Origin of the sequence: Veillonella denticariosi JCM 15641 (assembly GCF_002959855.1) — a bacterium.
Taxonomy (GTDB): Bacteria; Bacillota; Negativicutes; order Veillonellales; family Veillonellaceae; genus Veillonella; species Veillonella denticariosi.
In genome coordinates this window covers 91,984-106,172 of record NZ_PPDB01000007.1, presented here as the reverse complement: position 1 = coordinate 106,172, position 14,189 = coordinate 91,984, and the positions used below count along the sequence as shown (strand labels likewise).

The 14,189-nt window shown below is 41.9% G+C and carries 16 protein-coding genes; 2 read left to right on the top strand and 14 right to left on the bottom strand.

Going from position 1 to position 14,189, the window contains the following annotated elements; genetic code table 11:
• Nucleotides 1-27: 27 nt before the first annotated feature.
• The 11 genes from VEHSUH05_RS06005 to VEHSUH05_RS05955 form a co-directional block, all read right to left on the bottom strand.
• The gene (locus VEHSUH05_RS06005; RefSeq protein WP_054673151.1) at nucleotides 28-984 is read right to left on the bottom strand and encodes an NAD(P)H-dependent flavin oxidoreductase; all 957 of its coding nucleotides are present in this window, start codon (nucleotides 982-984) and stop codon (nucleotides 28-30) included.
• Nucleotides 985-1,061: 77 nt separating this feature from the next.
• Nucleotides 1,062-1,292: an acyl carrier protein gene (locus VEHSUH05_RS06000; RefSeq protein ID WP_005376767.1), complete on the bottom strand. Its 231-nt coding sequence runs from the start codon at nucleotides 1,290-1,292 to the stop codon at nucleotides 1,062-1,064.
• Nucleotides 1,293-1,343: 51 nt separating this feature from the next.
• Nucleotides 1,344-2,087, bottom strand: a complete 744-nt coding sequence (gene fabG / locus VEHSUH05_RS05995) for a 3-oxoacyl-[acyl-carrier-protein] reductase (RefSeq protein WP_105091041.1) — start codon at nucleotides 2,085-2,087, stop codon at nucleotides 1,344-1,346.
• A gap of 1 nt (nucleotide 2,088) precedes the next feature.
• Nucleotides 2,089-3,030 (bottom strand): ACP S-malonyltransferase, encoded by a 942-nt coding sequence (fabD, locus tag VEHSUH05_RS05990; protein ID WP_105091040.1) that lies wholly within the window; start codon nucleotides 3,028-3,030, stop codon nucleotides 2,089-2,091.
• A gap of 10 nt (nucleotides 3,031-3,040) precedes the next feature.
• A complete protein-coding gene (fabK, locus tag VEHSUH05_RS05985; protein WP_054673148.1) occupies nucleotides 3,041-3,985 on the bottom strand; it encodes an enoyl-[acyl-carrier-protein] reductase FabK in 945 nt (314 codons plus the stop codon).
• Nucleotides 3,986-4,000: 15 nt separating this feature from the next.
• Nucleotides 4,001-4,996: a beta-ketoacyl-ACP synthase III gene (locus VEHSUH05_RS05980; RefSeq protein ID WP_038114574.1), complete on the bottom strand. Its 996-nt coding sequence runs from the start codon at nucleotides 4,994-4,996 to the stop codon at nucleotides 4,001-4,003.
• Nucleotides 4,980-6,008, bottom strand: coding sequence for a phosphate acyltransferase PlsX (plsX, locus tag VEHSUH05_RS05975; RefSeq protein WP_095065719.1), 1,029 nt, complete (start codon nucleotides 6,006-6,008; stop codon nucleotides 4,980-4,982). Before plsX ends, VEHSUH05_RS05980 begins: the two co-directional genes overlap by 17 nt.
• Before the next feature lie 3 nt (nucleotides 6,009-6,011).
• On the bottom strand, nucleotides 6,012-6,575 hold the full coding sequence (gene fapR / locus VEHSUH05_RS05970; RefSeq protein WP_038114568.1) for a transcription factor FapR: 564 nt from the start codon (nucleotides 6,573-6,575) through the stop codon (nucleotides 6,012-6,014).
• A 228-nt stretch (nucleotides 6,576-6,803) separates the two neighbouring features.
• Entirely contained in the window at nucleotides 6,804-6,980 is a 177-nt protein-coding gene (rpmF, locus tag VEHSUH05_RS05965; protein ID WP_038114566.1) for a 50S ribosomal protein L32, read from the bottom strand.
• A gap of 25 nt (nucleotides 6,981-7,005) precedes the next feature.
• Nucleotides 7,006-7,518, bottom strand: coding sequence for a YceD family protein (locus tag VEHSUH05_RS05960; protein ID WP_054673142.1), 513 nt, complete (start codon nucleotides 7,516-7,518; stop codon nucleotides 7,006-7,008).
• 101 nt (nucleotides 7,519-7,619) lie between these two features.
• Nucleotides 7,620-7,754: a rubredoxin gene (locus tag VEHSUH05_RS05955; RefSeq protein WP_004693422.1), complete on the bottom strand. Its 135-nt coding sequence runs from the start codon at nucleotides 7,752-7,754 to the stop codon at nucleotides 7,620-7,622.
• Nucleotides 7,755-8,147: 393 nt separating this feature from the next.
• Between VEHSUH05_RS05955 and VEHSUH05_RS05950 the strand changes: the two genes are divergently transcribed.
• Together VEHSUH05_RS05950 and VEHSUH05_RS05945 are read left to right on the top strand one after the other, a co-directional pair.
• Nucleotides 8,148-9,101, top strand: coding sequence for a nitronate monooxygenase (locus VEHSUH05_RS05950; RefSeq protein ID WP_105091039.1), 954 nt, complete (start codon nucleotides 8,148-8,150; stop codon nucleotides 9,099-9,101).
• A gap of 21 nt (nucleotides 9,102-9,122) precedes the next feature.
• Nucleotides 9,123-9,671 (top strand): gamma carbonic anhydrase family protein, encoded by a 549-nt coding sequence (locus VEHSUH05_RS05945; protein WP_038114560.1) that lies wholly within the window; start codon nucleotides 9,123-9,125, stop codon nucleotides 9,669-9,671.
• 168 nt (nucleotides 9,672-9,839) lie between these two features.
• Here VEHSUH05_RS05945 and VEHSUH05_RS05940 read toward each other — a convergent pair whose 3' ends face one another.
• The 3 genes from VEHSUH05_RS05940 to nrdD form a co-directional block, all read right to left on the bottom strand.
• Nucleotides 9,840-11,075 (bottom strand): chloride channel protein, encoded by a 1,236-nt coding sequence (locus VEHSUH05_RS05940; RefSeq protein ID WP_105091038.1) that lies wholly within the window; start codon nucleotides 11,073-11,075, stop codon nucleotides 9,840-9,842.
• Nucleotides 11,076-11,077: 2 nt separating this feature from the next.
• Nucleotides 11,078-11,575 (bottom strand): anaerobic ribonucleoside-triphosphate reductase activating protein, encoded by a 498-nt coding sequence (nrdG, locus tag VEHSUH05_RS05935; RefSeq protein WP_095065713.1) that lies wholly within the window; start codon nucleotides 11,573-11,575, stop codon nucleotides 11,078-11,080.
• Between the two features lie 278 nt (nucleotides 11,576-11,853).
• Nucleotides 11,854-14,004: an anaerobic ribonucleoside-triphosphate reductase gene (gene nrdD / locus VEHSUH05_RS05930; RefSeq protein ID WP_105091037.1), complete on the bottom strand. Its 2,151-nt coding sequence runs from the start codon at nucleotides 14,002-14,004 to the stop codon at nucleotides 11,854-11,856.
• Nucleotides 14,005-14,189: the final 185 nt, after the last annotated feature.

Here is a 14,189-nt window from a genome sequence, read left to right as displayed (position 1 = left end):
CTCTTATAGACATACAGCCCTTTTAAATTAATCAATCTCTGCTACCTGCTGTTTCAATTGAGCAAAGATATCTTTAACTGGCATAATCTTGTCAACTTTTCTCATATTATTGCCAGAGAATACCAATCCCGTTTCCACATCGCCCTGTTGTGCTCGTGAAAGTGCACGAATAATGCAGAATTTATGTGAGCAATGCTTCAAACAGTTATCACACACCGTCGGTGGTGCTACTGTGCCGTCCAATACGGATTCGGCAAACTTATTTTTAATGGCTTGTCCGGGTAAACCTACGGGACTTTGAATTAATACAATATCCTCAGGTTTTGTAGCCCGCACATACATTTTTTTCAATTCATCGGATGCGTTACATTCATCAGAAGCAGCAAAACGACTGCCCATCTGAACACCACTGGCACCGAGCTTTAACATATCCACAATGTCGCGACCATCTAAAACACCACCGGCAGCAATCACCGGTATTTTTTTTACGGCTGCTACAACCTCAGGAACGATATCCCGAGCTGAACGATTTGTACCCAGATGGCCACCCGCCTCGCTACCTTCAACGATAACGGCAGAGGCACCCAATCCTTCGGAAATGCGTGCTAACTTTGCGGATGAAACGATCGGTACGATAGGCGTACCGGATTCTTTACCCATAGCGAACATATCTCTTGAAAAACCAGCACCTGCTACTACAAGATCTATGCCCTCTTCGATGGCAGTCTTAACAAGGCCGGCAAATTGTGTGGCCGCTACCATCGCATTTATACCAATAATACCCGTAGGTGATAATTTTCTAGCTAATTGTATTTCATATCTTAATTCATCAAAAGGCAAACCGGATGCCGCAATAAGACCTATACCGCCTTCATTTGCAACGGCTGCTGCCAAGCGAGCTGTAGACAATCTAATCGCCATACCACCTTGAATAATAGGTACTTTGGCCACTAGATTCCCAATGCGAAGTTCAGGGAGCTTCACTATCAAATCCTCCTGTAAATAAAACCGGTGGGGAGGCCACTCGGCCCCCCTCTCGGCTGAATTGTCAGCTTTACAGCTTATTTAGCAGAATCAATATATTCTACTGTATCCTTAACGGTTTTGATTTTTTCTGCAACGTCGTCAGGGATTTCAACATTGAATTCTTCTTCGAATGCCATGATCAATTCAACGATATCCAAGGAGTCTGCGCCTAAATCGTCGATGAATGTAGAATCAATGGTAACTTCAGCTTCATCAACGCCTAATTGTTCCACAACGATTGCTTTAACTTTATCGAAAGTACTCATTAGTGGTTCACCTCCTTTCAATGTAGGTTTATATATAGTCAAATTTTACAACTACATTACCATGCCGCCATCAACATTGATGACTTGTCCCGTAATATAATTAGCAAAATCACTCGCAAGGAATGTTGCTACCGATGCCACTTCTTCAGCTTCAGCCATACGGCCTAACGGAATTTCAGCAACCATAGCTTCTTTAACTTTTTCCGGTAATATATCGGTCATATCAGTATTGATAAAGCCCGGTGCAATAGCATTAACCGTAATACCGCGACTTGCTAATTCCTTAGCACAAGACTTGGTAAATCCGATAACGCCCGCTTTAGATGCGGCATAATTGGTTTGCCCCGCATTACCGATAACACCTACAACGGATGTCATATTGATAATACGTCCGGAACGTTGCTTCATCATGATTTTTGCAACTGCTTTCGTTACTAGATACACACCTTTGAGGTTAATATCGATAACAGCATCAAAATCATCATCTTTCATACGCATTAATAAACCGTCACGTGTAATTCCGGCATTATTAACGAGGATATCAATGTGTCCGAATTCTTTATGGGCTTCTTCCACCATGGAAGCCACCTCTTCAGCATCGGCCACATTAGCTTTAATTTTTATGGCTTTACGGCCAAGCGCCTGTACAACTTTAACAGTTTCTTGAGCTGCACCTTCACTACCGCTGTAATTAACTACGACATCTACACCGGATTGTGCTAATTGAATCGCTACAGCGCGGCCGATACCACGGGATGCGCCTGTTACAATGGCTACTTTACCCTCTAAGTGCATTTTATCGAACCCCTTTCAAAAATTCAAGCGTTTTATCTAAGGATGCAATGTCTTCCACATTAGCTAATTCCATGTCTTTGTTGATTTTTTTAGTAAAGCCGGTAAGCACTTTACCAGGGCCCACTTCTACGAAGCGAGTTACACCGAAGTTAATCATTTCCGCTACGCAGTCTTCCCATAATACAGGACTAGCAGCTTGAGTAACCAGAGATTCTTTAATGTCATTAGCATTAGTCAAAATCTTACCGGTAACATTCGCAACTACAGGAATTTGTGCATCACTCACCTGAATTTTATCCAATTCCTCTTTTAAGCGGATTGCCGCAGGTTCCATCAAACGACTGTGAAATGGAGCACTAACAGGCAGCATAACTGCGCGTTTTGCACCGGCTGCCTTCATTTTTTCCGCCGCCGCTTCCACCGCTGCCGTTTCCCCGGCGATAACGATTTGTCCAGGACAATTGAAGTTTACTGCCTGTACGGAGCCAACAGATGCATCGATATCCTTACAGATAGCCACAACCTCTTCACGAGGCAATGCCAAAATAGCCGCCATAGCACCTTTCCCCAAAGGTACAGCCTCCTGCATATATTCACCGCGTTTGTGAACTACATATACGGCATCTTTAAATTTTAATACGCCGGCAGCCACAAGAGCACTGTATTCACCGAGGCTATGCCCGCCTACAATGTCAGGCGTAAAACCTTTCTCTTTTAAGATTTCATAGCATGCTACAGATGCCGTCAAAATAGCCGGTTGTGTATTTGCCGTCTTTACAAGCTCTGTATCAGGACCTTCGAAGCATAATTTAGTAATAGAATACCCAAGTGCTTCGTCAGCTTCTTCAAAACGTTGTTTCACAATAGGATATTCATTATACAAATCTTGTAACATACCTACTTTTTGTGAACCTTGACCGGGAAAAACAAATGCCGTTTTCATAGGGGCCTCCTTATTTACTAAGACCTTGAAGGTTTTTAATTACTGTTTCAGCTTCAGTCATAATATCCTGAATAATCGTTGCACATGGTTTAACATCCGTCAACATACCGGAAATTTGACCGATCATTACGGAACCTTCTTTTACATCACCGTCGATAGCAGCTTTACGAAGTGTACCTGCACCCAAACTTTCCAATTCTTCCTTGGAAGCGCCGCTAAATTCAAGCGCTTTATACTTATGCGCTAACGCATTATCGATAATACGTACCGGATGACCTGTCGTAAGACCGGTCATAACCGTAGCGCGATCTTTTGCTTTCAACACGGCATTCTTATAATTCTCGTGAGCAATACATTCTTCGGATAATACAAAACGAGTCCCCATTTGCACCGCTTTAGCGCCCAATGCAAATGCGGCAGCCATGCCGCGCCCATCTGCAATCCCGCCGGCTGCGATAACCGGTACATCAACGGCATCTACAACTTGAGGGATCAACGCCATCGTCGTAATATCACCTACGTGACCGCCGGATTCAGTACCTTCCGCAATAATCGCATCAATACCGCCGCGCAACAGACGTTTAGCAAGCAACACGGACGCTACTACAGGAATAACCTTCGTACCGATCTCTTTCAGCGCCGGAATATAAACCCCTGGATTACCTGCACCGGTTGTGATGACAGGAACACGTTCTTCCAGAACAACTTCCATTACTTCTTTCACAAACGGAGACATTAACATGATGTTGCAGCCAAAAGGTTTACTTGTCCGTTCTTTTAATTTATGAATTTCATTGCGGAACACATCAGGAGGCATATGACCTGCACCGATGATGCCGAGGCCACCGGCCTCAGAAACAGCTGCCGCAAGTTCTGCAGTACCGAGCCAAGCCATACCGCCCTGAAAGATCGGATACTCAATCTGCAACAAATCACAAATATCAGTCTTAATCATCTCGACGTTTCCTCCTTAATACCATTTCAAGACTAGGCTCGCCCATGTAAGACCAGCTCCAAATCCTGCAAACGCAACATTATCACCGCGTTTGAAACGTCCTTCACGCCAGGCTTCATCAAGAGCAATCGCTACGGACGCGGCAGATGTATTACCATACTTATGTAAATTAACAAATACTTTTTCCTTCGGCATATGTAAACGTTTTGCAGCCGAATCAATAATCCGAATATTCGCCTGATGAGGAATAAAGAAATCCAGATCCTCTAAATCCATATGAGCACGTTCTAAAGATTTTAAAACGGTGCGTCCCATTGTTTTAACGGCAAACTTATATACTTCAGGCCCATCCATATGGATGAAAGTCAGCCCTTCCTCTACACGCTGATCATTAGCGATAACAGCTGTACCGCCGGCAGGTATGCAAAGAGATGAACCGCCGGTACCATCGGCTCCCATATCGATGCCTTTGATACCATATCCTTCAGGAACTTCAGAAACAACGGCCGCTCCTGCACCATCACCGAAGAGAATACATGTACCGCGATCATTCCAGTTAACTCGACGTGATAAAATTTCAGCACCCACGACAAGTACCTTTTTATAAATTCCAGAATTAATATAACTTGCTGCCGTAATCAATCCATAGACAAAGCCGGAGCAAGCCGCCTGCAAATCATAAGCCGCTGCATTTTTTGCTCCTAAATTTGCTTGCAACACACAAGCAGCAGAAGGAATAATCATATCCGGTGTCAAGGTGGCGAAGATAATCATATCGAGGTCTTCTGCATTAACTTTAGCCATCTGCATGGCTTTTTTTGCTGCCTCAGCCGCCATATAAGATGTGTTCATGCCTTCCGGTGCAATGCGGCGTTCTTCAATACCTGTACGTTCTCTGATCCACTGGTCATTAGTATCGACCATTTTTTCAAGATCAAAGTTTGTTACCACATTGTCAGGAAGGAAGCTGCCTGTACCAATAATTCCTACAGGTTTACTCATCATACTCATATTTTAAAGCTCCTTCAATTTCTATCGTTTGTTGAATGTGTTCAATAATTTTACGATCCACCAAATCTCCGGCAATAGTAATAGCCGTCTTGATTTCCTTAGCCTTGGAGCTGCCATGGGCAATCATAAACACACCATTAACCCCTAAAAGTGGAGCACCGCCATTTTCTGTGTGATCTATCTTCTTCGCGATATGCTTCAAAGCCGGTTTTACAAGCATAGCACCGAGCTTTGCGAAAATACCGCTCGCCATAATGCTTTCTTTTATAAGTTGTGTTAAGCCCGTAACCAGACCTTCAGCAAACTTTAAAATTACATTACCTACAAAACCGTCACATACGACAACATCTACGGTCCCTTTCGGTATATCGCGGCCTTCTACATTCCCTTTAAAGTTGATGGTTTTCATTTTCTCTAAAATAGGATATGTAGCCAAAACGACTTCGTTTCCCTTTGTGGCTTCTTCGCCGATATTTAATAATCCTACTGTAGGGTTATCTTTGCCTAATAACAGCTTTGCATATTCCGACCCCATCAAGGCCCCCTGTACAAGATGTTTAGGTTTGCTATTGGAGTTAGCACCGGAGTCCAGCATTACCGTAATACCGTTCACCGTGGGCATCGGTGTTGCAATAACCGGTCTATCAATGCCCTTGATTCGACCTAAGCCGAAAAGAGCCGCAGCCACAGCAGCACCGGTACTTCCGGGAGCGATGACGGCATCACAGGCTTTATCTCTCACTAATGAAGTTGCAACGACAACGGATGCATCTTTCTTCTTACGTAATGCCTGACCCGGATGTTCATCCATGCCGATAACTTGACTGGCATGATGCACGGAAATACGCGAATTATTCGCTTCATTATTAGCTTCTAATATATCAAAAATTTGCTGCTCATCACCTACGAGAACCACTTCGATGTGACTATTTTCTCGTACGGCTTCAATGGAGCCCAGAACGGTTTCCAAAGGAGCAAAATCGCCTCCCATGACGTCTACTGCGATTTTCATAATTTACACCCTATTCTCTATGGATTCCATGATAAATTTTGCTCGAAATACTTCTTTTATTTTATCTCTTATGATGACCCAAATAAAGAACTTATTTCCACGGCGACGAACAATTTCTGCTTTTGCCACCAGATTGGTACCGGCTCTTACAGGGCTTTTATACTTTATATTTCCAACTTCCGCCGAACAAACGGTCGTCCCCATGACGACTTTTGCCAGGGAATTTGCTTGCGCATATAAATACTGAGGCTCTATATAACCGAACTGATCCTCCATATCCACAGTTGTGCGCAACATGGATAAGGCCTGTTGCCCTGCGGTAACATCAATCAGTTCTCCCACTACTTCGTACGGCAAATGTTCCGCTGTTTCCGGCGCATAACCGCCTGTAGCCATCACGCGAATACGCTCACGTAATTCAGGAATCCCTAATTCCAGTCGATCCAAACGAATAGTCGGCACACTCACGCCAAAGTGAGCGGCCAAATCTTCATCAGTTAGAAATGGCGTGATATTCAGTTTTTCTTGCAACTGCTTTTGGCGCTCTTGTTTCTTCAACCGACTCATGGTACCACCTTTTATGACCTAGTATTAATATTACATACTAAGTATATACAATAATTCCCTCATTGGCAAGACTTTTCATATATATGGTAAGAATTTTAAACACATCTACCAAATATGGTAATAATTTTATATTTTTGTTGTATTTATTTTATCGAAAATATAAAAGCCGACTATAAAACGCAAAAAAAGAACGTCTGCTAAACAGACGTTCTTCTCTCAGCTTACATATTAAGCATTAGTTACTACTTGCTCACCTTTATAGTGACCACATGTAGGGCAAACACGATGAGGCATCTTAGGTTCGTGACATTGTGGACATGCTACATAACCTGGAGCTTCCAATTTCCAATTAGCACGGCGACGATCGCGACGGCATTTAGACAATCTACGCTTAGGTACTGCCATTATCTGCACCTCCTTAATACAATCATTAGGACAATCTATCATCTTTCTCATCAAGCAAAGCACGTAACTCTGCAAATCGAGGATCCACCACAAAGGATTCACAAGAACAAGGTGAAACATTTAAATTTGCTCCGCAATGAACGCACAATCCTTTGCAATCATCCTGACATAACACTTGAGAGGGTTCATTGATGATTAATGTATCCCTAATCAGTTCGGTCAAGTCAATTTCCTCTCCATCGAAAGGAATCACATCATCCTCTGTACCCCGACCATCACTAAAGACTTCTTCGAAGAAATCATTACGATTATGTTCCGTTATGTTTAAACACCTAGAACACTCATAATCACCTTTAGATGTGATCGAACCGTGGACAATGTAGTTTTGACCATCATACCAAAACTCACCACTAATGGTTATATCATGACGGCTCCAAGGAAAAGCAGTTACGTCGCCAAGTATAGAGGCTGGCATCGTATGGCTATAAGGAAATTTCTTTCCTATATGTTCTTTTGCTTGCTCTACTTGCAGTTTCATAATCTTACCTCGACTTATAATATTATAAACACGACATTGTGCTTTGTCAAATAAAAAAGGCTATCTCAAGTCCGCTTAAGATAGCCTTTTCGGTAAATGAATTACATTTTTTCGAATTGGTCTTTACCAACACCACAGATCGGGCAAACATAATCAGCCGGTTGATCTTCGAATTTTACACCTTCTACAGCTTCATCATAAACCCAACCGCATACTACGCATACATATTTTTCCATGTGTATTTCCTCCTTCACTTGAAAATTATGATTAACATTTTATCTTTCAATAGTTCAGATACTTCATCTGAATGTAGTATATCAAAGATATCGAAACTTTTCAATACTCATTTTCTTATTTTTTTAGTTTTCACAATATTTAAAAAGCATAGATAATATGTAATATGCGGTTTTATTCTGCCCACCTTTACTGAAATATATTATCAATTAGCATTCGTATTATATCAAACGAGAAAAGTCTATATACAGAATTTCACTATTATACTATTATATGTTATATAAGTAAGATATGATTTTATGTCGATACTTATCATATGAATTATATAAGTATGTACTTATAAATATCGCTGTTTTATAGGCAAAAACCATAAATTAATTATTCTAGGAGGATGTATGAGAACAAAATTAACACAACTTTTACAAATAGAATACCCTATCATTCAGGGTGCCATGGCTTGGGTATCGGAACACGAACTCGTAGCCGCTGTTGCTAACGCCGGAGCTACCGGCGTCATCGCTCTAGGCGGGCGGGATGCGGACTGGACACGTAATGAAATTCGGGCCTGCAAAAAATTAACGGACAAACCCTTTGGTGTAAACCTCATGCTGATGGCCCCTAACAAGGATGAACTTGTAGATATAATCATCGCCGAAAAGCCTGCATTTGTTACACTCGGTGCAGGTAATCCCGTACCGTATATCAAACCGTTTCAAGATGCGGGAATTAAAGTCATTCCCGTCGTACCGTCCTTAAAGCTGGCTAAACGCATCGCCGATGCCGGTGCAGATGCAATTATCGTGGAGGGCATGGAGGCAGGTGGACATATCGGCACACAAACAACTATGTCTTTAATGGAAAATATTCTGCCGGAAATCTCTATTCCCGTTGTAGTCGCAGGTGCTATCGTTGATGGGCGAGGCCTTGCAGCCGCTTTATTAATGGGCGCGGAAGGCGTTCAGATGGGATCCCGTTTCTTGTTAGCTGAAGAATGTCATGCCCATCCAAATATGAAAGAAGCCATCATCAAAGCAACCGATACGGACTCGGTTGTAACGGGACTTCTCTCAGGCCACGGCGGTGTTCGCAGCTTGAAAAATGATTTTACCACGCGCTATCTTGCGGCGGAAACCGATGGCATAACCACACCGGAAGAACGCACAAAAATGTCTCAAGGCACAAATAAATTGGCTGCTATCGACGGTGATGTTGTAAACGGTGCCGTTCAAGTCGGACAAGGCTTAAATCGACTCAACAAGATTGAACCGGCACGCGTCATCGTTCAAACTGTTATGAATGAAGCAATCATGTCTATTCGTAAGGCTCAACGTTTTATCGATGTCATTTAATATTTAGACTAGGAGTAATACATGTTACCATTTCACGGAAAATATCCTAAATTAGACCCTAAAAGCTGCGTTATGCCCGGTGCTGAACTAGCGGGTGACGTAGAATTAAAAGAATATGCATCCATTTGGCAAAACTGTGCACTTCGCGGTGATGTGAATAAAATCATCGTCGGTCGCTATTCCAATGTTCAAGACAATTCCGTTCTACATGTAGACGATGATAAAGCATGTATTCTGGGCGATTTTGTAACGGTAGGACACGGTGCTATCGTTCATGCTACAACTGTAGAGGATAATGTACTTATCGGTATGGGTGCCATTGTTTTAAGCGGTTGTCATATAGGCTCGGGCTCTATTATTGCTGCCGGTGCAGTAGTAAAAGAAAACACGGTTATCCCTCCAAACTCATTAGTAGTAGGTATCCCGGCACGCATAGTACGCACAGATGACACACAAATCGAACGCATTCACAACCAGGCATTGAAATACAAACATCTATGGACCATAGAGTACGGTATGCTTCCCGATGCGGGCGGTGAAGAATACGACAAAAATGCCAAAATTGTTTAACGTATAGTAATAATTTAACCACATAAAAAGAGGACAGTTGAGCTTGAACCGAACTCCAAAAATTTAAATATTTTTGGAAACGCAGGTTATTCAAGTAATCAACTGTCCTTTTTTATAATTCCGGAAATTTTTAATTAACTTCGGTAAAGCATATCTTATCAGGTGCACTTACGATTGTGCCAATCTGCTCTGTATTATTTGTTCCACCATCAATGCGGTGCCCATGGTCAATGCAATCGGGAATAGCATCTCAACGGAAAAACGCGATAGTTCTAACATAAACACACATGATGTGAGAGGCATCTTCTGCGCTAAGCCGAGAAATGCAACAGCCCCTATGAAAGCAGCCATTCCAAGAGAAATCGGAGTCACAGCTATAGACCAAAATGTACCGAATACAATAGCCAAGGTACTACCTAACATCATAGACGGCGTAATGCGACCGCCGTAAGCCCCCGCGGCTAATGCTAAAAGAACAGCTATCCATTTTGAGCCGAAGAGTCCTAACGCATATGTCCAAGTTATATCGTTAGCAAATGTTAACTCATTACCGGCCTTGCCGTTGCCTAGAATTTCAGGATAATACATAGATAATACACCGATTAAGGTAAACGCAATAATAGAAACAACGATCATAACAGGACTATTACGATGAAATGCGGGCAACTTACTTTGCGTTATATTAAATACGACAACACCGATAGCGATAACTGCACCTAACGCAATAGAAAACTCTTCATAATGACTGCCTAGACTCGGCTGAGCCATTGTATATTGAATAACATCCCCCACGCCGGCGAGTCTCGTAACCAACGTTGCTAAACCGCAGCATAATAGAGCGGCACTCATAGAACGCACATTCCATGTAAGTAACAATGTCTCCAGTGTAAAAATAGCCGCTGATAAAGGCGAATTATAAACGGCTGCCAGCCCCGCTCCTGCGGCACAGGCAATCAACAGCTGTCGATCCTCCCGCTTTATATCAAAATGATCTACTAAAAAGGTCGTAATCCCCGCACTCGCCTCCCGAGGTGCCACTTCCCTGCCCAACGGAGAACCTATGCCTACTGTAATAATTTGTAATGTCGCATGTAATACCGTTGTTACAGGATGCATGTCCATTTTACCCGCAACCGCGGCCTTTATATCTACAATCCCGGGGCCATATCGATGAATCAGGAACCACCCTATCCCGCCGATAACGCCACAAACCATGAGAGCAAACAATCGTTCCAGCGGTGCTACACGAGCTACAGCGGCACCGAAACTCAGATGATCCGCTGCAGAATAGTGATATACAAAATGTTGAATGGCATGTAAAAGATGGGTATACGAAGCCCCCACAAGACCAGCAATGAATCCTACTATAATAATAAGTCCTATTAATCGTTTATCAAATGCCATATTTACTCCATTGCCAATACAACTTCACAAGCTTCTAAGGTTTTTTTTACATCAATAATACGTTGATTAGAGGAACCGCGAAATCGTAATCCCGGGTCTTTTAATTCATCCACAAAACGACCGTCCACAAGGATGTCGATTTCCTTTAACAAAGCGCTCCTCAACTCATCCTCTAGTATATCATCAAGTTCATAACCTGAATAAGCCCAAATTTTCTTTTCCGGCGCCGCTGCACGTACGGCTCGAACAACAGGCAATAACCCTTGTACATTTTGGAACGGCTCTCCACCAAGCAAGGTAAGGCCTGCACAATTAGAATCTTTAACATAGGATACGACCAGATCCGTTTCCGCCTGTGTCCACAGCTTGCCCGCATTGAAATCCTGATATTCCTCATTAAAACAGTTATAACAGCAATGCGTACATCCGGTTACAAAGATGGAGGTTCTTATGCCTTCTCCATTAGCTATATCATATTGTCTAATCTGTCCGTATCTCATAGTAACATCCCCCATATACCAGCCCAAATCAACTTTGATTTCTATATAGTTTTGTTTTATCCATACAACATATAGATATATTTCAATTTATTTTCCATATAGTAAAAGCTGTGCCTATAGCACAGCCTTTACTAATTATATTCGTTAAATTTACACCTTGATAATTCATGCTTTAATTATTAAACACCGATAATATAACTCGTTATATAACTTCTTAATAGTATTTGTTATAAACTCTTAAGGCTACAATCAAATACACCCAAATCTCATAAAACAAATTAAATATGCATTACGCGATCTTTAATTTCCTTAGTGCGTCCTTCATTCCAGAAGTTTTCCCCTAAATAGCCGCAAGTACGTCGAATAACAGTCAATTTATCACGGTTCGTATTATGGCAACGAGGACATTCCCATTCATTATTGTCATTGACCTTAATTTCTCCATCAAAGCCGCATTCATGACAATAATCGGATTTTGTATTAAACTCTGCATAGGAAATATGATCATAAATATATTGCATCATCGTCAATACGGCAGGAATATTATTTGTCATATTCGGAATTTCTGCATACGAAATGCAACCGCCGGTAGACTTCTTCTGGAATTCCGATTCAAAAGAGAATTTATCAAATACATTAATCTCTTCTCGTACGCTTACATGATAACTGTTAGTATAATAACCTTTATCCGTAATATCCTCAATAATACCGAAGCGAGCACGATCCAAGGAGGAGAATCGATGCGTTAAACTTTCAGCGGGAGTTCCGTATAAAGCGAAGCCCATATTATGTTTAGCACGCCATTCATCAACAGCCGCATTTAAGCGGTCCATAATCTTCATCGCAAAAACGCGACCCTTCTTGCCCGTATTCGATTCACCTGTAATCAAACGGGTCGCTTCATAAATGCCGATATATCCCAAGGAGATAGTCGCATAACCGCCGGTCAAGAATTTAGCAATCTTCTCGCCTTTTTTAAGTCGTGCAATAGCACCGTGTTGCCAATGGATTGGCGACACATCGCTCACCACATCCTTAAGTAATTCATAGCGAAGCATCAACGCTTTTTCCGCCAGTTCAAGACGTTTATCTAAAATTTCAAAATATCGTTCTTCACTGCCGCGAGCCAAAATACCGATCTGAGGCAAGTTCAAGCTCACTACACCGATATTAAAACGCCCGTCAAACTTATACTCGCCATTTTCATCCTTCCATGGAGATAAGAAAGATCGGCACCCCATAGGGCTGAATACATTACCCGAGTAATTTTCCTTCATTTTTTTCGCGGAAATATAATCAGGGTACATACGCTTAGCCGTACATTGTGCAGCAAGTTCCGTTAAATAATAATATGGACTGTCCGGTCTTATATTATGCTCATCCAACACATATATAAGCTTAGGGAATGCCGGTGTAATATATACATCGGCTTCATTCTTTACGCCCTTAATACGCTGGCGTAAAATCTCCTCTGTAATGAGAGCCGCCTCTTTAGCATATTCGTAATCCGGTTGAAAGTACATAAATAATGTAACGAATGGGGATTGTCCGTTTGTCGTCATCAATGTATTGATTTGGTACTGAATGGTCTGAATGCCGTCCTTTACCTCTTTACGTGTACGTTTCCACGCAATTTCACGAGCCTTTTCCATATTAGGCTCCATACCGTAAACCTCAACTTGTTCTTCGATGACATTGTTGAGGATTTTTTCGTAGGACTTACGTACAAACGGCGCCAGAATACGATCAATACCATTGATACTTTGACCACCATACTGACCGGATGCCACTTGTGCAATAATTTGTGTAGTTACTGTACAAGCTACCTGGAAAGACTTCGGTGTATCAATTTTCTTACCATTGATAACAGTACCGTTAGTCAACATATCCTCTAAGTTAATCAAACAGCAATTGAACATAGGCTGAATGATATAGTCCATATCGTGGAAATGGATAGCGCCGCTGTCGTGCGCCTCCAAGATATCCGTAGGAATCAGCTTACGCCGTGCGATATCCTTTGATACTTCACCGGCGATAAGATCGCGTTGCGTAGATACGATAGCCGCATCCTTATTGGAATTTTCATCCAATACATTTACATTACTGCGGTCCAACAAACCGATTACATCTTCATCAGTTGTATTTTGACGGCGCTTGAACGCCTGCACCGCTTTATAACCTTCATAGGCACGTGCCGTTGCAGGATTATGATACTCAATCAACTTATAGTACACTTGATCTTCAATGGCGTAAATCGTCATATCTTTATGAAGTTTATTGGCATATTCTTCGATTTCATCGGCGATTCGTTGTGCCAATCCCTCTTCGTACAGCCCTGTACTACTATGCTCAGCCTTTTCAATAGCTGTGGCAATCTTGAGTTTATCAAATGGTACCCGTGTACCATCCCGTTTAATAACCTGCAACATTTTGGCAACCTCCCCTGTTTGTTACCTAAAAACTATATGTTTAAAGACAAAAGATATGGTAACCCATATTTATCATACGAAAAAATTCTAGAGATCATCGTAAACTCCTTAATTTTTACCGCCCCCTAAGTATACTATATATAGTGGTTAATTTCAATAATAAATACTATATAAAGTGGAAAAGG

What these genes read in the sequence shown, in the direction of transcription:
- VEHSUH05_RS06000 (WP_005376767.1), bottom strand. Translation starts at nt 1,292, where the DNA reads ATGAGTACTTTCGATAAAGTTAAAGCAATCGTTGTGGAACAATTAGGC.
- fabG (WP_105091041.1), bottom strand. Translation starts at nt 2,087, where the DNA reads ATGCACTTAGAGGGTAAAGTAGCCATTGTAACAGGCGCATCCCGTGGT.
- fabD (WP_105091040.1), bottom strand. Translation starts at nt 3,030, where the DNA reads ATGAAAACGGCATTTGTTTTTCCCGGTCAAGGTTCACAAAAAGTAGGT.
- fabK (WP_054673148.1), bottom strand. Translation starts at nt 3,985, where the DNA reads ATGATTAAGACTGATATTTGTGATTTGTTGCAGATTGAGTATCCGATC.
- VEHSUH05_RS05980 (WP_038114574.1), bottom strand. Translation starts at nt 4,996, where the DNA reads ATGAGTATGATGAGTAAACCTGTAGGAATTATTGGTACAGGCAGCTTC.
- plsX (WP_095065719.1), bottom strand. Translation starts at nt 6,008, where the DNA reads ATGAAAATCGCAGTAGACGTCATGGGAGGCGATTTTGCTCCTTTGGAA.
- fapR (WP_038114568.1), bottom strand. Translation starts at nt 6,575, where the DNA reads ATGAGTCGGTTGAAGAAACAAGAGCGCCAAAAGCAGTTGCAAGAAAAA.
- rpmF (WP_038114566.1), bottom strand. Translation starts at nt 6,980, where the DNA reads ATGGCAGTACCTAAGCGTAGATTGTCTAAATGCCGTCGCGATCGTCGC.
- VEHSUH05_RS05960 (WP_054673142.1), bottom strand. Translation starts at nt 7,518, where the DNA reads ATGAAACTGCAAGTAGAGCAAGCAAAAGAACATATAGGAAAGAAATTT.
- VEHSUH05_RS05955 (WP_004693422.1), bottom strand. Translation starts at nt 7,754, where the DNA reads ATGGAAAAATATGTATGCGTAGTATGCGGTTGGGTTTATGATGAAGCT.
- VEHSUH05_RS05950 (WP_105091039.1), top strand. Translation starts at nt 8,148, where the DNA reads ATGAGAACAAAATTAACACAACTTTTACAAATAGAATACCCTATCATT.
- VEHSUH05_RS05945 (WP_038114560.1), top strand. Translation starts at nt 9,123, where the DNA reads ATGTTACCATTTCACGGAAAATATCCTAAATTAGACCCTAAAAGCTGC.
- VEHSUH05_RS05940 (WP_105091038.1), bottom strand. Translation starts at nt 11,075, where the DNA reads ATGGCATTTGATAAACGATTAATAGGACTTATTATTATAGTAGGATTC.
- nrdG (WP_095065713.1), bottom strand. Translation starts at nt 11,575, where the DNA reads ATGAGATACGGACAGATTAGACAATATGATATAGCTAATGGAGAAGGC.
- nrdD (WP_105091037.1), bottom strand. Translation starts at nt 14,004, where the DNA reads ATGTTGCAGGTTATTAAACGGGATGGTACACGGGTACCATTTGATAAA.